The 17,018-nt window shown below is 72.5% G+C and carries 16 protein-coding genes; 8 read left to right on the forward strand and 8 right to left on the reverse strand.

Annotated elements, in window-relative coordinates; translation table 11 throughout:
• Positions 1 to 50 precede the first annotated feature (50 nt).
• Together SVTN_RS21025 and SVTN_RS21030 are read right to left on the reverse strand one after the other, a co-directional pair.
• Entirely contained in the window at positions 51 to 773 is a 723-nt protein-coding gene (locus tag SVTN_RS21025; protein WP_041130487.1) for a transporter substrate-binding domain-containing protein, read from the reverse strand.
• A gap of 10 nt (positions 774 to 783) precedes the next feature.
• Complete coding sequence (locus SVTN_RS21030; RefSeq protein ID WP_041130488.1) at positions 784 to 1,710, reverse strand: aldo/keto reductase; 927 nt, start codon at positions 1,708 to 1,710, stop codon at positions 784 to 786.
• Positions 1,711 to 1,875: 165 nt separating this feature from the next.
• On the opposite strand from SVTN_RS21030, the gene SVTN_RS21035 reads away from it, so the two are divergent.
• Positions 1,876 to 3,375 carry an alpha/beta hydrolase gene (locus SVTN_RS21035; protein ID WP_078908433.1) on the forward strand — a complete coding sequence of 500 codons (1,500 nt, stop codon included), beginning with the start codon at positions 1,876 to 1,878 and terminating at the stop codon, positions 3,373 to 3,375.
• 4 nt (positions 3,376 to 3,379) lie between these two features.
• Here SVTN_RS21035 and murQ read toward each other — a convergent pair whose 3' ends face one another.
• Complete coding sequence (gene murQ / locus SVTN_RS21040; RefSeq protein ID WP_041130490.1) at positions 3,380 to 4,300, reverse strand: N-acetylmuramic acid 6-phosphate etherase; 921 nt, start codon at positions 4,298 to 4,300, stop codon at positions 3,380 to 3,382.
• 87 nt (positions 4,301 to 4,387) lie between these two features.
• A complete protein-coding gene (locus SVTN_RS21045; RefSeq protein WP_041130491.1) occupies positions 4,388 to 5,305 on the reverse strand; it encodes a MurR/RpiR family transcriptional regulator in 918 nt (305 codons plus the stop codon).
• Positions 5,306 to 5,417: 112 nt separating this feature from the next.
• Between SVTN_RS21045 and SVTN_RS21050 the strand changes: the two genes are divergently transcribed.
• Both SVTN_RS21050 and SVTN_RS21055 read left to right on the forward strand, forming a co-directional pair.
• Positions 5,418 to 5,774 (forward strand): hypothetical protein, encoded by a 357-nt coding sequence (locus SVTN_RS21050; protein WP_041130492.1) that lies wholly within the window; start codon positions 5,418 to 5,420, stop codon positions 5,772 to 5,774.
• The gene (locus SVTN_RS21055; protein ID WP_041130493.1) at positions 5,771 to 6,040 is read left to right on the forward strand and encodes a DUF4031 domain-containing protein; all 270 of its coding nucleotides are present in this window, start codon (positions 5,771 to 5,773) and stop codon (positions 6,038 to 6,040) included. Before SVTN_RS21050 ends, SVTN_RS21055 begins: the two co-directional genes overlap by 4 nt.
• 70 nt (positions 6,041 to 6,110) lie before the next feature.
• On the opposite strand, the gene cpt is transcribed toward SVTN_RS21055, so the two are convergent.
• The 4 genes from cpt to SVTN_RS21075 all read right to left on the reverse strand — a co-directional run bounded on the left by cpt (position 6,111) and on the right by SVTN_RS21075 (position 11,542).
• Positions 6,111 to 6,632, reverse strand: coding sequence for a chloramphenicol phosphotransferase CPT (cpt, locus tag SVTN_RS21060; RefSeq protein ID WP_041130494.1), 522 nt, complete (start codon positions 6,630 to 6,632; stop codon positions 6,111 to 6,113).
• A 101-nt stretch (positions 6,633 to 6,733) separates the two neighbouring features.
• On the reverse strand, positions 6,734 to 7,942 hold the full coding sequence (locus tag SVTN_RS21065; protein ID WP_052499703.1) for a Cmx/CmrA family chloramphenicol efflux MFS transporter: 1,209 nt from the start codon (positions 7,940 to 7,942) through the stop codon (positions 6,734 to 6,736).
• A gap of 204 nt (positions 7,943 to 8,146) precedes the next feature.
• Positions 8,147 to 10,768, reverse strand: coding sequence for a valine--tRNA ligase (locus SVTN_RS21070; RefSeq protein WP_041134106.1), 2,622 nt, complete (start codon positions 10,766 to 10,768; stop codon positions 8,147 to 8,149).
• 96 nt (positions 10,769 to 10,864) lie between these two features.
• Positions 10,865 to 11,542 (reverse strand): HD domain-containing protein, encoded by a 678-nt coding sequence (locus SVTN_RS21075; protein ID WP_041130496.1) that lies wholly within the window; start codon positions 11,540 to 11,542, stop codon positions 10,865 to 10,867.
• A gap of 179 nt (positions 11,543 to 11,721) precedes the next feature.
• Between SVTN_RS21075 and SVTN_RS21080 the strand changes: the two genes are divergently transcribed.
• The 5 genes from SVTN_RS21080 to SVTN_RS21100 all read left to right on the forward strand — a co-directional run bounded on the left by SVTN_RS21080 (position 11,722) and on the right by SVTN_RS21100 (position 17,017).
• Positions 11,722 to 13,158 carry an MFS transporter gene (locus tag SVTN_RS21080; protein ID WP_041130497.1) on the forward strand — a complete coding sequence of 479 codons (1,437 nt, stop codon included), beginning with the start codon at positions 11,722 to 11,724 and terminating at the stop codon, positions 13,156 to 13,158.
• A gap of 94 nt (positions 13,159 to 13,252) precedes the next feature.
• A complete protein-coding gene (locus SVTN_RS21085) occupies positions 13,253 to 14,422 on the forward strand; it encodes a trans-sulfuration enzyme family protein (protein WP_041130498.1) in 1,170 nt (389 codons plus the stop codon).
• A gap of 102 nt (positions 14,423 to 14,524) precedes the next feature.
• A complete protein-coding gene (locus tag SVTN_RS21090; protein WP_041130499.1) occupies positions 14,525 to 15,064 on the forward strand; it encodes a MaoC family dehydratase in 540 nt (179 codons plus the stop codon).
• 73 nt (positions 15,065 to 15,137) lie between these two features.
• Positions 15,138 to 15,977 (forward strand): class I SAM-dependent methyltransferase, encoded by an 840-nt coding sequence (locus SVTN_RS21095; RefSeq protein WP_041130500.1) that lies wholly within the window; start codon positions 15,138 to 15,140, stop codon positions 15,975 to 15,977.
• A complete protein-coding gene (locus tag SVTN_RS21100; protein WP_041130501.1) occupies positions 15,974 to 17,017 on the forward strand; it encodes a class I SAM-dependent methyltransferase in 1,044 nt (347 codons plus the stop codon). Before SVTN_RS21095 ends, SVTN_RS21100 begins: the two co-directional genes overlap by 4 nt.
• The last annotated feature ends 1 nt before the right edge of the window (position 17,018 follow it).

Genomic DNA, 17,018 nt, shown 5'->3' on the forward strand with positions numbered 1-17,018 from the left:
ACCGCGCGGCCGGGCCCTCGGGCATTCGGTGCGGCCGGTGCCTCGGGCGTTCAGGCCCGCGGGGCCACCAGCTCCTCGTCCTGCCCCGAGCGCCGCAGCGACTCCGCGACGAAGCCGTTCGCCTTCAACTCCTCGATCGTGTCGCGGAGGAACGCGACGGTCTCGGGACGGCGGCCGACCGTCGTCCCGACGGCCTGCCGGATCTCCATGAACCGGCCCTCGATCAGCCGCACGTCCGGGTGCGCGGCGGCGTACGCGGTGAGCGGCTGACGGATGCCCGCACCCACCTCCAGGCCCTCGGCCCGGAACGTGTCGACGCCCTCCTCGCCGCGCACCACGGTCGCGTGGGCGAGGTTCCGCGACAGGAACAGGTCGTAGGCGGAGCCCTTCTTGACCCCGATGCGCACGCCCGGCGCGTCCACCTCCTCGACGGTACGGAGCGCCGAGTCGCGCGGCACGGCGTACACGCCCTCGATGACGACGTACGGGGCGGTGAACGCGACCTCCGTCTCCCGGGCCGGGTCCACGGCGAGGAAGCAGAGGTCCGCCCGGCCGTCCGCCATCGCGTCGAAGGACTTCCGCGCAGCGTCGAAGCAGAGCAGCTCGACGCCGACGCCGAGCCGGGCCGCGATCTCCCGCGCCAGGTCCACGGTGATCCCGGCCGGCGCCTCGGGAGTGCCCTGGGCGAGCACGGGGTTCCCGAGGTTGATCGAGGCGCGGAGGGTGCCGGTGGGGGCGAGGTCGGAGGCGAGGGACTTCGGAGCGGTCGTCATGGGGCGGAGTCTAGGCCTCGGCCTTCCGGTGGACGCGGTCGAGGAGCTCCAGCTCCTCGGGGGTGAGACGGAGGGCTCCGGCGGCGACGTTGGCGGTCAGGTGGGCGGGGTCGCCGGTGCCGGGGATGGCGAGGAGGTGGGGGCCCTGGTGGAGGGTCCAGGCGATGCGGACCTGGGCGGGGGTGGCGTCGTGGGCCGCGGCGACGGCGAGGACCTCCTCGCTCTCCGGGGCGGTCGCCCCCGTCTCGCGTCCGGCGGCGGCGATCGCGTAGAAGGGCACGAACGCGATGCCCTGTTCGCCGCAGTGGCGGACGAACCCGTCGTACTCGGGGCGGACTCCGATCCCGTACATGTTCTGCACGCAGACCACCGGCGCGATCTCCCGTGCCTCGGCGAGGTGCGCCGGGGTGATGTTGGAGAGGCCGAGGTGGCGGATGAGGCCCGCCTCGCGGAGCTCGGCGAGCGCGCCGAAGCGCTCGGCGACCGAATCGGTGCCGACGACACGGAGGTTGACGACGTCGAGGTGGTCGCGGCCGAGCTGCCGCAGGTTCTCCTCGACCTGGGCGCGCAGCGCGGCGGGGGTGTGGGCGTGCTCGCTCCAGGCACCGGAGGCGTCCCGGGCCGGGCCGACCTTGGTGGTGATGACGAGGTCGTCGGGGTAGGGACCGCCGAGGGCGCTGTTGATCAGCTCGTTCGCGGAGCGCAGCGGCGAGAAGTAGAAGGCGGCCGTGTCGATGTGGTTGACGCCGAGGTCGACCGCCTTGCGGAGTACGGCTATCGCGCGGTCGCGGTCCCTCGGCACGGCGTTCGCGACGAGCGCCTCGCCGCGCTGGGGCAGCCGCATGGCACCGAACCCGACGCGGTTGACGGCGAGGTCACCGCCGAGGGCCCAGGTGCCGGAGGCGGAGGCGTGGGGGGCATTCGTGGTTGTGGTCATGGCGGGGATGATCTCCCGGGGGAGGGGGCGGCGCCAGCGGATTGCCCTCCCGGGCCCACGACGGGGTGGGTCGCAATTCCGCCCGGGTGTGCGGGGGTTGGCCCCACCCCCGATCCGCCCGCCTGCCGGATGGGGGCCGGAAGGCGTGTCCGCGAGGCTGTGCGCATGACAACGAACCGTGGACGCAAGGCCCTGATGCTCGCTCTCTCCGTCGCCGCCGTGGCCGGTGCCGGACTCGTCGGGGGTGCGGTCACCCCGGCCGCCGCCGCAGCCGCCGGGCTCGAGTGGCACGACTGCGACCCCGCCGTGAAGCCGCTGCCCGGGCAGCAGTGCGCCACGCTCCCCGTCCCCCTCGACTACGCCGACCCCGACGGCGAGCAGATCGGCCTCGCCGTCGCCCGGCTGCGCAGCACCCGGCCCGAGGCGCGGCGCGGCACGCTCATGGTGATCCCCGGCGGTCCGGGGAGCTCCGGTGTGCAGCGGCTCGGGCAGAAGGGGGCCGCCCTCGCGAAGGAGATGGACGGCGCGTACGACCTCGTCGCCTTCGACCCGCGCGGGGTCGGCGGTTCCGCCAAGGCCCGGTGCGGCTTCGACGAGGACGACCGGCGCCTGGTGACCCTGCGGTCCTGGCCCGCCGCCGACGGCGGCATCGGCGAGAACGTGGCCCGCTCCCGCCGGATGGCCGAGGCCTGTGCGCGGAACGGTGGTGCGATGGTCCGCGGCCTCACCACGGCCAATCAGGTCCGGGACCTCGACCGGCTGCGGCAGGCGCTCGGCGAGCGGAAGCTGTCCGCGTGGGCCGTCTCGTACGGGACGTACGTGGCCGCCGTGTACGCCCAGAAGTTCCCGGAGCGCACCGATCGTTGGGTCCTCGACAGCAGCGCCGACCCCGACCCGAAGCACGTCGCGCAGGGCTGGCTCGCGGGCATGGCGCGCGGCGCCGAGGACCGTTTCCCCGACTTCGCCGCCTGGGCGTCCGACCCGGCGCGCCCGGAGGGCCTGCGGCTCGCCGAACGCCCGGAGGACGTACGGCCGTTGTTCCTCGACCTCGCCGCCCGGCTCGATCGTGAGCCGCGCGCCTCGGCCACCCCCGGCGTACCGCTGAACGGCACCGTCCTGCGCCAGGCCCTCCAGCAGGCCCTCTACTCCGACGCCTCCTTCCCCGCCTTCGCCCGCCTCGTGTCCCAGGCCCTCGACCCGGCGGGCGTCCCCGTGCTGCCGCCCGAGCTGGCCGGGCCCATGCCCGACGAGGCGGCGACCGTCAGCGTGGGCGTGATCTGCAACGACGTGGACTGGCCCCGTTCCGTACCGGCGTACGAGCGGGCCGTCGCCGCCGACCGGACGCGGTACCCGCTGACCGCGGGCATGCCCGCGAACATCACGCCCTGCGCCTTCTGGAAGGGCGGCGCGGTGGAGAGGCCGACCCGGATCACCGACCGGGGCCCGTCCAACGTGCTCATGATCCAGAACCTGCGCGACCCGTCGACCCCGCACTCCGCCGGCCTCAAGATGCGCGAGGCCTTCGGCGGCCGGGCACGCCTCGTCTCGGTCGACAAGGGCGGCCACGCGGTCTACCTCGGCAACGGGAACGCCTGCGGCGACCGCACGGTGACCCGCTTCCTGACGGAGGGCGTGCGGCCGGCGGAGGACGTCCTCTGCAAGTGACGGCCTACGCGTGGAGCGCCGTGCGCAGGTGTCCCTTGGACGCGGTCAGCCGCTGGTCGGCGGTCTTGGCGTCGACGTCGGCGAGGATCATCAGGATCGCGGTCTTCACCTCGCCGTCGGCGGCGGCGAGCGCCGTCTCGATCTGCTCGTCGGGCGCGCCGGTGGCGAGGGCGACGATCCGCCGCGAGCGGGCCTGGAGCTTGTCGTTGGAGGCGCGGACGTCGACCATCAGGTTTCCGTAGGTCTTGCCGAGGCGGATCATCGTGATGGTCGAGATCATGTTGAGGACCAGCTTCTGCGCCGTGCCCGCCTTCAACCGGGTGGATCCGGTGAGGAGTTCGGGGCCCGTCACGACCTCGATGCCGTGCTCGGCGGCGGCGGCGAGCGCGCTGTCCTCGTTGCAGGAGAGGCCGATGGTCAGGGCGCCGTGGGCGCGGGCGTGTTCGACGGCGCCGACGGCGTACGGGGTGCGGCCGGAGGCGGAGATGCCGACGACGGTGTCGTCGGCGGTGAGCCCGAGGGCGGTCAGGTCGGCCACCGCGAGTTCCTCGGAGTCCTCGGCGCCCTCGACGGCCTTGACCATGGCGGACGGGCCGCCCGCGATGAGGCCGACGACCTGCGAGGGGTCGGTGTTGAAGGTGGGCGGGCACTCGCTGGCGTCGAGGACGCCGAGGCGGCCCGCGGTGCCGGCGCCCATGTAGACGAGGCGCCCGCCGCGGGCCATCCGCTCGGCGGTGGCGTCGATGGCGGCGGCGATCGCGGGGAGCTGCCGGGCGACGGCCTCGGGGACGGTCCGGTCCTCGCCGTTCATGGTGCGGGCGATGTCCAGGGTGGGCAGCCGGTCGATCTCGGCGAGCTCGGGGCGGAAGGCCTCGGTGGTGAGGGTGGCCAGCTGGGCGCGGAGTTCGGAGTACGAGGTGGACACGGGGGCTCTTTCGGTACGGCGGCGTCGTCGGCGCCTGTGGTCAGGGGAGGCTCGGCGGGTGCGGGCGAGTGGCGGTGGGCGACCGGCTCAGCGGGTGCGGGGCGAGTGGCGGTGGGCGAGGGCCTCGTACGAGGCGGCCAGGGCAGGGGCCGCCGTCTCGTACGTGCGCTGCGTGACGCAGGTGAACAGGCAGTCCACGACCAGGAGTTGGCTGGTGCGGGACGACATGGCCGCGGGGCGCAGCTCGCTCTCGCGGGCGGTGGAGGTGGTCAGTACGTGGTCGGCGTACTGGGTGACGGGGCCGTCCGGGCGGCCGGTGATCGCGACCGTCGTCGCGCCGTGGTCGAAGGCCACCCGGAGGGGTTCTATGACGTCGCCGGTGGAGCCGGAGTGGGTGATGGCGATGGCGACGTCGCCGGAGCGGAGCTGCACGGCGTTGGTGACGGCGAGGTGCGGGTCGCTGTGGGCGTGCGCGATCAGCCCGATCCGGAGCAGTTTCTGGCCGAGGTCCTGGGCGACGAGGCCGGAGGCGCCGATGCCGTAGATGTCGATGCGGCGGGCGGTGGCGAGGGCGGCGACGGCGGCGCCGAGCTGGACGGTGTCGAGTCCGGCGGCGGTGTCGGCGAGGGTCTGCTGCTCGTCGTAGGCCAGCTTGGCGACGACGTCGGCGATCGGGTCGTCGACGGCGATGTCGGCGGTGACGGCCGGGGCGCGGCCGGACTGCTGCTGGGCGGCGAGGCCGGCGAGGGCGAGGCGCAGGTCGCGGTAGCCGGGGTAGCCGAGGAGCCGGGCGGTGCGGACGACGGTCGCCTCGCTGGTGCCGGTGAGCTCGGCGAGGCCGGTGACCGTGAGGGCGGCGCAGCCGGCCGGGTCTCCGGCGACGGCCTCGGCGACCCGCTGCATGGAGCGGGTCATGGACGGCGCGAGGGTGCGCACCTTGGCGGCGAGGGCGGCGGGGGCGGGCGGCGCGCCGCTGGTGAAACTTTCCTTCACGTCATTGGTCACACGTGAAAGATACTTTCGCGCGGACGGGGGCGGCAAGACCCCGTGGGTCTTCTTCGGCCCCGGATCCGGAGGGGACCTTCGCCCTTCCCCCTGCTCGGGTGACAATGACTCCATGGACGACATCGACCCCGTGGAGCAGGCGCTGCACGCCGCCCGCGCGCTGGTGCTGGCCGACCTGGTGGCCCGGGAGGTGGCCGCCGCAGAGGTCGTGTCGATGGTGGAGGACGCGGTGACCCACCGACGCTGGTGGGTCGAGCAGTGGCCCGAGGGGGTGTCGTACGTCGCCGGGCTCGTCGCCCAGGACGTGCAGGACGCCCTGCTCGAACGGTACGGACGCTGGCCGCTCTGCCCGGTCTGCGCCTCGGGCGACCCGCACGCCCTCGACGTGGAGCCGGAACTCGGCCCGGACCCGCACTGGGTCTGCGGCAAGCAGGGCGTGGTGGTGGCCCCCGTGGGCGGCCTGACGTGACCCTCTACATCGACCCGCCGACCTGGCCGGGCCATGGCCGCATGTGGTCGCACCTGGTCAGCGACGTCTCCTTCGAGGAGCTGCACGCCTTCGCCGCCTCGATCGGCGCCCCGCCGCGCGCCTTCGAGCGGGACCACTACGACATCCCCTCCGACCGGTACGGGGACGCGGTGGCGGCGGGCGCGATCGAGGTCGGCTCGAAGGAACTGCTCCGACACCTCACGGAGGCGGGACTGCGGCGGCCGAAGGGAAGGCCGGTCGCCTGAGCGCCGGGCGAGCCGGGCCCGTGCTGTGAGTCCCGGCCGAGGCTGTGAGTCCCGGCCGAGGCTGCGGGTCTCAGCCGAGCTTGTCGGCGATGGCGCGGGCGCACTCCAGGGACTCGGCGCGCGTGGTGTCCACCTCGATGTCGTACTCCACGCCCTCGTGCACGATCAGCGCCTGCTGTGCCGCCATGCCGACGGTCCGGTCGCCCCGGGCGATCTCCCTGCCCTCGGCGACCGCGCTGTCGCACCGGACGCCGACCCACAGCACGGGCAGGTCGCCGAGGGCCTCGCGCCAGCGCTGCTGGGAGGCGGCCCCGCCGAGGAACACGTCGTCGACGACGATCCTGGCGCCGGCCCGGGCCATCGCCACGAGCCCTCCGGCCCAGGCGGCCTCGAGGGCCCGGAACCCGGCGCCGACGCTGACCCCGCCGACGGCGTCGAAGACGATCCCGCCGTCGGAGTCCTGCATCTTCGCGGGCAGCGCGTCGATGAACGAGTCGACCCCGAAGGCCAGCCACGGTTCCGGAAGGACGGCCTGCAGGCACCGTACGATCCCGGACTTCCCCGAGCTGGACCCGCCGTTGAGAATGATCATCCGCGTCGGCACCGCGCCACCCTAGGCGGCGCGGTGGCGACCCGCATCCGATTTCGGCCGACCCTGACGAGCACGGTCTCCTCCGGCGGGCCGCCCCGTCCTCAGCAGGGTGCTTCGGCGGGCTGTTCCTTCTTCTGGGGCGTGCCCGAAGTGACCACGCGGGACGTGGACTTGTGGAGCTTGAGGGCGACCGCTGCCGTGGCCAGGCCCAGGGCCGTCATGGCGGCGCCCGCCCAGGCCGTGGAGGCGTAGCCGAGGTCGGCGTCGATGACGGTGCCGCCGAGCCAGGGGCCGCCGGTGTTGCCGAGGTTGAAGGCGGCGGTGGTGGTGGCGCCCGCGAGGGTGGGGGCGGCGCCGGCGACGTTGAACATGCGGGCGTTGAGGGCCGGGGCCGTGTAGAAGGCGGAGACGCCGAGGAGGAAGGTCAGGAGGATCGTCGCGATCGGGCTGGGCGCCAGGAGGGCCAGGGCGATCAGGAAGACGGTCGACGCGGCGATGCCGCTGAGCAGTACGCCGAAGAGGTGGGCGTCCGCCACGCGGCCGCCGATCGTCGTACCGACCAGGGCACCGATGCCGAAGAGGCCGAGGACGGCCGAGACCCAGCTCTCGTCGAGGCCGGAGACGTCGGTGAGGAGCGGGGCGAGGTAGGAGAAGGCGCAGAACACGCCGCCCGCCGCGAGCGCGGTGATCGTGACGGCGAGGAGGACCTGGCGGTCGCGGTAGATGGCCAGCTCCCGCTTCAGGCGGGGCTTGGTCTCGGGGAGCGGGAGGTGCGGGATGCGGGTGACGACGCCGATCAGCGCGATCGCGGAGGCCGCGCCGACCGCCCAGAACGCCGACCGCCAGCCGAGGTGCTCGCCGAGGAACGCGCCCGCCGGGACGCCGAGGACGTTGGCGATGGACAGGCCGCCGATCATGACCGCCATCGCCTTGGCGCGCGAGCCGACCGGGACCATCGCGATGGCGACGGCCGCGCCGACCGCCCAGAAGCCCGCGCAGGCGAGCGCGCTCACCACGCGCGAGGCGAAGAGGACGGCGTAGTTCGGGGCCAGCGCGCCGGCGATCTGGCCGAGGCCGAAGACGGTGATGAGCGTGACGAGGGTCGTCTTGCGGGGGAGGCGGAGCGTCGCCACGGCGAGCAGCGGCGCGCCGACGACCATGCCGATCGCGAAGGCGGAGATGAGCAGTCCGGCGCGGGGGATGGAGACGTTCATGTCCTCCGCTATGGGCGGCAGGAGCCCGGAGAGCATGAACTCGCTCGTGCCGAGCGCGAAGACCGACAGGCCGAGGATGTAGACGGCCAGGGGCATGCGGGTGCGGGGCTCGGGGATGGTCGCGGGGGCGGTGGTCGTGTGCTCGGCTGAGGGAGACGGCATGACATGCGTCAACCTGCGGTTTGTGCCTGTCATTCCGGGATCGTCGGACTTCTCGGGATCCGAGACGGCCGCCGCCCTGGTGAACCCGAAGGGGCCCGGAACCGTGCGTGACGGTTCCGGGCCCCTTCGTCGTACGGGCTACGCCTGCGGCAGCTTGTCCAGCTGGGCCTGGATGCGGGCGATGTCCTCGTCCGCCTTGGCGAGCCGGCCCTTGATCTTGTCCACGACGTTGTCGGGGGCCTTCGCCAGGAACGCCTCGTTGCCGAGCTTGCCCTCGGCCTGGGCCTTCTCCTTCTCGGCCGCCGCGAGGTCCTTCGTGAGCCGCTTGCGCTCGGCGGCCACGTCGATCGTGCCCGAGAGGTCGAGCGCGACGGTGGCACCGGCGACCGGCAGGGTGGCGGTGGCGGCGAAGCCCTCGCCCTCCGGCTGGAGGCGCAGCAGCTGGCGGATGGCCGCCTCGTGCGGGGCGAGCGCGGTGCCGGTCAGCTCCAGGCGGGCCGGGACCTTCTGGCCGGGCTGGAGGCCCTGGTCGGAGCGGAAGCGGCGGACCTCGGTGACGACCTGCTGGACGAGCTCGATCTCGCGCTCGGCGGCCTCGTCGCGGAAGCCACTGTCCTTCGGCCACTCCGCGATGACGACCGACTCGCGGCCCGTCAGCGTCGTCCACAGGGTGTCCGTGACGAACGGGACGATCGGGTGGAGCAGCCGCAGGGTGACGTCGAGGACCTCGCCCAGGACGCGCGCCGAGACCTTGGCCTGCTCGCCGCCCTCGAAGAACGTGGTCTTCGACAGCTCGACGTACCAGTCGAAGACCTCGTCCCACGCGAAGTGGTAGAGGGCGTCGGCGAGCTTGGCGAACTGGTAGTCGTCGTAGAAGGCGTCCGCCTCGGCGACGACCTTGTTCAGGCGGGACAGGATCCAGCGGTCGGTCGCCGACATCGCGGAGGCGTCCGGCAGCGGGCCCTCGACCGTGGCGCCGTTCATCATGGCGAAGCGGGTCGCGTTCCAGATCTTGTTGGCGAAGTTCCGGGACGCCTGGACCCAGTCCTCGCCGATCGGGACGTCGACGCCCGGGTTGGCGCCCTTGGCCAGGGTGAAGCGCAGGGCGTCGGAGCCGTACTTGTCCATCCAGTCCAGCGGGTTGACCGTGTTCCCGAACGACTTCGACATCTTCTTGCCGAACTCGTCGCGGACCATGCCGTGGAACGCGATCGTGTGGAACGGCGGCTGCCCGTCCATCGCGTACAGGCCGAACATCATCATGCGGGCGACCCAGAAGAACATCAGGTCGTAGCCGGTGACCAGGACGGAGTTCGGGTAGAACTTCTCCAGGTCAGGGGTCTGCTCGGGCCAGCCGAGCGTCGAGAACGGCCACAGGCCGGACGAGAACCAGGTGTCGAGGACGTCGGTGTCCTGGGTCCAGCCCTCGCCCGTCGGCGGCTCCTCGTCGGGGCCGACGCAGACCAGCTCGCCGTCGGGGCCGTGCCAGACGGGGATGCGGTGGCCCCACCACAGCTGGCGCGAGATGCACCAGTCGTTGAGGTTGTCGACCCAGTCGAAGTACCGCTGCGACATGTCGGCCGGGTGGATGTTGACCCGGCCGTCGCGGACCGCGTCGCCGGCGGCCTTGGCGAGCGTCTCGACCTTGACCCACCACTGCATCGACAGGCGCGGTTCCAGCGTCGTCTTGCAGCGCGAGCAGTGGCCGACGGAGTGGACGTACGGGCGCTTCTCGGCGACGATCCGGCCCTCGGCGCGCAGGGCGGCGACGATCGCGGAGCGGGCCTCGAAGCGGTCCAGGCCCTGGAAGGGGCCGTGGACGGTGATGACGCCGCGCTCGTCGAGGACCTCGATGGACTCGAGGTCGTGGCGCTGGCCGATGGCGAAGTCGTTCGGGTCGTGCGCCGGGGTCACCTTGACGGCGCCGGTGCCGAACTCCGGGTCGACGTGCGTGTCGGCGACGACCGGGATCGTACGGTCGGTCAGCGGCAGCTTGATCCGCTTGCCGATCAGGTGGGCGTACCGCTCGTCGTCCGGGTGGACGGCGACGGCGGTGTCGCCGAGCATCGTCTCCGCGCGGGTCGTCGCGACGACGATGGTGTCCTCGCCCTCGCCGTACTTCATGGAGACGAGCTCGCCGTCGTCGTCCTGGTAGTCGACCTCGATGTCGGAGATGGCCGTCAGACAGCGCGGGCACCAGTTGATGATGCGCTCGGCGCGGTAGATCAGACCGTCGTCGAACATCTTCTTGAAGACGGTCTGGACGGCGCGGGACAGGCCCTCGTCCATGGTGAAGCGGTCCCGGCTCCAGGCCAGGCCCTCGCCGAGGCGCCGCATCTGGCCGGCGATCTGCCCGCCGGACTCGGCCTTCCACTCCCAGACGCGCTCGACGAAGGCCTCGCGGCCCAGGTCGTGGCGGGACTTGCCCTCCTTGGCGAGCTCGCGCTCGACGACGTTCTGGGTGGCGATGCCGGCGTGGTCCATGCCGGGCTGCCACAGCGTCTCGAAGCCCTGCATGCGCTTGCGGCGGGTGAGGGCGTCGATCAGCGTGTGCTCGAAGGCGTGGCCGAGGTGGAGGGAGCCGGTGACGTTCGGCGGCGGGATGACGATGGTGTACGCCGGCTTGTCGCTCTTCGCGTCCGCCTCGAAGTACCCGCGCTCTACCCAGCGCTCGTACAGCGGCCCCTCTACCTCGGCCGGCGCGTACTGGGTCGGCAGTTCGGGGGTCGGCGCTGTCTGCTGCTGAGTGTTGTCGGTCACGACGGCCATTCTAAGGGCGGGCCTCCGGTTGCTCTCGGCCCTCGCCCGCCGGTGCCGTCGCGGGCTCGGCCCTCGCCCGCCGGTCCCGCCGCCGGCTCAGCCCTCGCCCGCCGGTCCCGTCGTCAGTTCCGCCAGCTCCCGTTCCATGTTCGCCCGTGCCTTCTCCTCCCAGACGGCCGCCCCGTACGGCGTACGGAAGAGGCGGGGGAGGCCGAGGAGGTGGCGGAGGACCGCGGCGCGGCCTTCGCGGAAGGCGGGCTCGGGGACGAAGGCGTACTCCTCGCGGACCGCGGCCGCATACCCCCCGTACGTATCGGGGTCGGTGGCCAGGATCGCGAGGTCCGCGTCGCAGAGGGTCTCGCCGTTGAGGTCGCCGGCAGCCGGGTCGTGGCTGGTGGTGAGGCGGACCAGGCGGGCCACCTCGGTCACCTCGCGCGGGGTGAGGCCCGCCTCGGTGAGGGCCTTCTCGGCCAGGGCCGCCGAGCGTTCCTCGTTCTCCGAGCGGTCCGGGCGGTAGACGGCGTCGTGGAACCAGGCGGCGAGCCGTACGAGCTCCAGCTCGCCGCCCTCCCCGCCCTGGTCGGCGAGCTCGTCGATGCGGTCCAGGACCGCCCGGAGGTGGTCGACCGTGTGGTAGCGGCGCTGCGGTTCGGCCCAGCGGGACAGCAGGTTCCGGCCGTACGGGGCGGGGTCGGGGCCCTCGCGGCCGGAGCGGGCGGCGAGCAGGGTGGTGTTCCAGCGCTGGAGCAGGGCGGGGTCCTGGTCGGCGGTCATGGGGGCATTCTGCCCGGCCGGGGGTGCGGAGGGGGTGCTTCCCGCGCGTCGCCGCAAGCGCGGAGGCGACGCTTCCCACGCGCTCTCATCTCACCCTTACATACCCCCCATGGGTATGCTACGGTGCTCCGCACAGGTACCCCCTAGGGGTATGCAGCAGCGAGTGAAGGGTCAGGGCAATGTCAACCGTCAATCCCCGGCGCTGGTGGGCACTTGTCGTGCTCGCGGCCGCTCAGTTCATGGTCATCATGGACACCTCGATCATCGGGGTCGCGCTCCCCGAGATGCAGAAGGACCTGGGCTTCTCGCAGAGCGAGCTCCAGTGGATCTTCAACGCCTACGTGATCGTCTTCGGCGGTCTGCTGCTCCTCGGCGGACGCCTCTCCGACCTCGTCGGAGCCCGCAAGATCTTCGTCTCCGGCTGGGCCGTCATGATCGCCGGTTCGGTCGTGGCCGCCGCCGCGCAGACCGCCTGGGTCGAGATCGTCGGCCGCGCCGTCCAGGGCGTCGGCGGCGCGCTGATCGCGCCCTCCGCGATGACCCTGCTGATGATGCTCTTCATGCACGACCCGAAGGAGCTCGGCAAGGCGATGGCGCTCTACGGCGCCGCCGCTCCCGCCGGCGGTACCGCGGGCGTCTTCCTCGGTGGTGTCTTCACCGAGTGGGTGAGCTGGCAGTGGGTCTTCATCATCTACATCCCGATCGGCCTCGCGACCCTCGCCGCGACCAAGCTTCTCCCGAACGTCGAGTCCCGCCGCGGCTCCGTCGACATCCTCGGCGCCGTCGCCGTCACCGCCGGTCTCGCGCTCGCCGTCTTCGCCGTCGTCCGTGCCCCCGAGGTCGGCTGGGGCGCCACCGCCACGATCCTGGAGCTGGCCGGCGCCGTCGTCCTCCTGATCCTCTTCTTCGTGATCCAGAAGAGCATCCGCGAGCCCCTCATGCCGCTCAGCGTCTGGCGGGTCCCGCGCCTCGGCTCGGCCAACCTGGCGATGACGCTGCTCGGCGCCGCGTGGATCCCGATGTGGTACTTCCTCAACCTGTACCTCCAGCAGGTCCTCGGCTACGGCGCCTTCGAGTCCGGTGCCGCGCTCCTCCCGATGACCGTGCTCCTCATGATCTTCATGACGGCCATCACGGCCCGGCTCATGATGAAGGTCGGCGCCAAGCCGCTCATCGCCGGCGGTCTGCTGGTCCTCGCGGCCGGTCTGGTCTGGCTCTCCGCCGTCGAGCCCACCGGCACCTTCCTGGTCGACGTCCTGCCGGCCTCGCTGGTCGCCGCGCTCGGCATGTCCCTCGCCTACATCCCGACGATGATGAGCGCGATGGCCAACGCCCCGCAGGAGCAGGCGGGCCTCGCCTCCGGCATCGTCAACACCACCTACAACGTCGGCTCCGCGCTCGGCCTCGCCGCGCTCACCGCCGTCGCCATGTCCCAGGGCGCCAACGAGCTCGGCAACCTGCCGAAGCTGACGGACGGCTTCTCGTCCGCCTTCATCGGCGCCGCGATCATCGCCGCCGTCGGCGGTGTCGTCACCCTCCTCGTCATGAAGGGCGACAAGGCGGTCGCGGCCGAGGCCGCCGCCCCCGCGCCGCAGGGCGAGAAGGTCGCAGCCTGACCCGAAGACAGAAGGGGCCGCCCGATGTCCGTACCACCGGACGTCGGGCGGCCCCTTTTCCGTACTCAGGTTCCGTACTCAGGAAGGAATCCCCGTGGAGCTGAACACCCGCGCCGTGCACGTCGTCAACGATCCTTTCCCCAGCGGTGGTCGGCCGCTCTCCGTGCCCATCGTGCAGTCCTCCGCCTTCGCCTTCGACTCCGCCGCCGAGCTCGCCGACGCGATGGCCGACCCCGACGGGCGGTACGTCTACAGCCGCCGCGGCAACCCGACCGTACGGGCCCTGGAGCAGACCCTCGCGGGCCTGGAGGGGGGCGAGGGGGCCATCGCCTTCGCCTCGGGGATGGGCGCCATCAGCGGCGTGCTCCTCGCCCTGCTCAAGCCCGGCGACCGGGTGGTCGCCCAGCGCTGCCTGTACGGGGGGACGCACGCGGTCCTGGCGGATCTGGCCGAGCGGTACGGCATCGAGGTCGTACGGATGTCCGGCGACGACCCGGCCGAGTTCGAGGCCGCCGCCGTCCACCCCGCCACCCGGCTCCTCGTCCTGGAGACGATCGCCAACCCCACCGGCCAGGTCCCCGACCTGCCCGGCCTCCTCGCCGCCGCCCGCGCCCTCGGGGTGACGAGCCTGGTCGACAACTCGCTCGCCTCGCCCGTCCTGTGCCGCCCCCTGGAGCTCGGCGCCGACGTCGTCGTGCACTCCACCACCAAGTACCTCTCCGGGCACTCCGACGTCCTCGGCGGCGCCGCCGTCTTCGCGGACGACGCCCTGCTCCGCCGGGTCTGGCCCCGCACGGTCGAACTCGGCGCCTGCGCCGACCCGTTCGCGGCCTGGCTCACCCTGCGCGGGATCCCCACCCTGCCGCTGCGGATGCGCGAGCACTGCGCCAACGCCGCCGCCCTCGCCGAGCTGCTCGCGACCCGCGCCGGCGTCACGGCCGTCCACTACCCGTGGCGCGCCGGCCATCCCTCGTACGACACCGCCCGGAAGGTCCTCGCCGGCGGCGGCGGGCTGCTCTCCTTCGAGCTCGCCGGGGGCCGGGAGGCAGGCCGCGCCTTCATCGAACGCGTACGGCTCGCGAAGCTCGCGCTGTCGCTCGGCGGCGTGGAGACGCTCGTCGCGCATCCCGCGTCCACCTCCCATCGCGAGCTGGACGAGGGCGAGTTGGCGGCCGCGGGGATCGCTCCCGGGCTCGTGCGGATGTCGGTGGGGATCGAGGACGTCGAGGACCTGTGGGAGGACCTACAGCAAGCACTGGGATGAGGGGCCCCCAGGGCCCCTCTTTTGGGTTGACAAAATAAATGGTCGATTCGTAGATTGGGTGATGCCAGGAAACGTTGACTCCTAGGTCAAGGGGGGCGCGTGATGCGCTACTTCGAGGACTTCCGGCCCGGCGACGTCCACGAGCTGGGCACCGTCACCGTCACGGCGGAGGAGGTGCTGGAGTTCGGCAGGCGCTTCGACCCGCAGCCCTTCCACACGGACCCCGAGCTCGCGAAGGACTCCCCGTTCGGCGGTCTGATCGCGAGCGGGTTCCACACCCAGGCGATGTTCATGCGCCGCTACGTCGACGGACTGCTCGCCTACAGCGCCTGTACGGGCTCGCCCGGCATCGACGAGGTCCGCTACCTGCGGCCCGTCCGCCCGGGCGACGTCCTCACCGCGCGCGTCGAGATCCTCGGCTCCACCCCGTCGCCGTTCAATCCCGCCACCGGCACCGTCAAGCCGCGGTGCACGCTCGTGGCCGCCGACGGGACGGCCGTGTTCAGCATGATCCTGCACAGCATCTTCCGCCGGCGCCCCGCCGACTCCGAGGCCGACCATCTGTCGTCGATGCCCGCGGCCGAGGACCCCGTCGCCTGTGTGCGACCGGCCAAGACCTGTGTCCCGGCCATGAGCGCCTGACGAACCGTTCCTTCGTCGGGCCCCTGAACACGGCCGTCCGAATCTCCGCAACCCAACCGAAGGGGGACCTCCTGTGGAGGCCGTATCCCGCACCGCCCAGTGGACCGCCGCCGCGCGCGCCCTGGAGACCGAGCGCGAGGACCGGCTGTTCGCCGATCCCTACGCGCGCACCGTCGCCGACGAGATCGGCTTCGAACTGCTCGCGCGCTACGACGGCGGCGGCATCGTGCCGTTCCTCGCCATCCGCACCACCTACCTCGACCGGGCCATAGTCAAGGCGGTGGAGGAGCGCGGCATCCGCCAGGTCGTCTTCCTCGCCGCCGGCATGGACACCCGCTTCTTCCGGCTTCCCTGGCCCGACGGCGTCACCGTCTACGAGCTCGACCGCCCGGCCCTCCTGGAGGCCAAGGCCGAGATGCTCAAGGACGAGCCGCGGCCCGCCGGCCGGACCCGCGTCACCGTCCCCGTCGACCTCACCCGGGACTGGACCGGCCCCCTGAAGGAGGCCGGCTGGAAGAGCGAGGAGCCCGTCCTGTGGGTGGTCGAGGGCCTGCTGTTCTTCCTGCCCGAGCAGGCCGTACGGACCCTCATCTCGCTGCTCGCCTCGCACGCCGCGCCCGGCTCCGTGCTGCTCGGCGACGTCATCTCGAAGTCCGCCCTGGAGAACCCGCTCGCCCGGAGCTTCATGAAGGCCCTGGAGGAGGACGGCAACCCGTGGCTCTTCGGCACCGAGGAGCCCGAGGCGCTGCTCGCCGACTGCGGCTGGGCCGTACGCGAGGTCAAGCAGCCCGGTGAGGACGGCGCCGCCTTCGACCGCTGGCCCTACCCGGTCCCGGCCCGCTCCGTACCGCGCATGCCGAGGTCGTTCTTGTTCACGTGTGACACGCCGGCGTACGAGGAGAAGGCCGCATGAGCGCCCACGACTTCCACCAGAAGGTCATCACCGACGCGGGCGCGGCCGTCCGCGGCCTGACCGTCGCCCTCGGCGAGCGCCTCGGGCTCTACAAGGCCCTGGCCGCCGACGGTCCGCTCACCGCCGAGCAGCTGGCGGAGAAGACCGGCACGAACACGCGCTACATCGAGGAGTGGCTGCACGCCCAGCTCTCCGCCGGGTACGTCGAGCGGCACCCCAGCTCCCTCACGTACACCCTGCCCGCCGACCACGTCGAGGTCCTCGCCGACCCGAAGGCCGTGACGTACGCCGCCGGGTTCTTCACCGCCCTCAAGGCGCTGTACGCCACCGAGGACCTGCTCGTCGACGCATACCGCACCGGCGACGGCGTCGGCTGGGCCGAGCACGACGCGGCCCTCGACACCGGCATGGGCTCCTTCTTCCAGCCCACGTACGAGCACAAGCTCGTCCCCGACTGGCTGCCCGCCCTCCACCAGGTCACCGACAAGCTGGCGAACGGCGGCACCGTCGCCGACGTCGGCTGCGGCGTCGGCCACACCACCCTCCTCATCGCGAAGGCCTTCCCGAACGCCACCGTCCACGGCTTCGACTACTCCGAGGAGGCCATCTCCATCGCGCGCGAGCTCGCCGAGGAGGCCGGCCTCTCCGACCGGGTCGTCTTCGAGGTCGCCTCCGCCGACGACTACCCCGGCTCCGGCTACGACCTGGTGTGCTTCTTCAACGCCCTGCACGACATGGGCGACCCCGTCGCCGCCGCCCAGCACGTCCACAAGTCCCTCGACGCGGACGGCACCTGGATGCTCGTCGAGTCCAACGTCTCCCCGCAGGACATCGACACCCAGACCCCCGCCGCCCGCATGTTCATGGCCCTGTCCGCCGTGATGTGCCTGCCGGTCGCCGTCGCGCAGCGCGGCCCGCACGCCCTCGGCAACCACTCCGGCGAGAAGGCCTTCCGCGCCATCGCCGAGGAGGCCGGCTTCACCCGCTGGCGGCGCGCCACCGAGACCCCGGTCAACGCGGTCTACGAAGTCCGCCCGTAAC

Origin of the sequence: Streptomyces vietnamensis, from assembly GCF_000830005.1 — a bacterium.
In the GTDB taxonomy this organism is placed as follows: Bacteria; Actinomycetota; Actinomycetes; order Streptomycetales; family Streptomycetaceae; genus Streptomyces; species Streptomyces vietnamensis.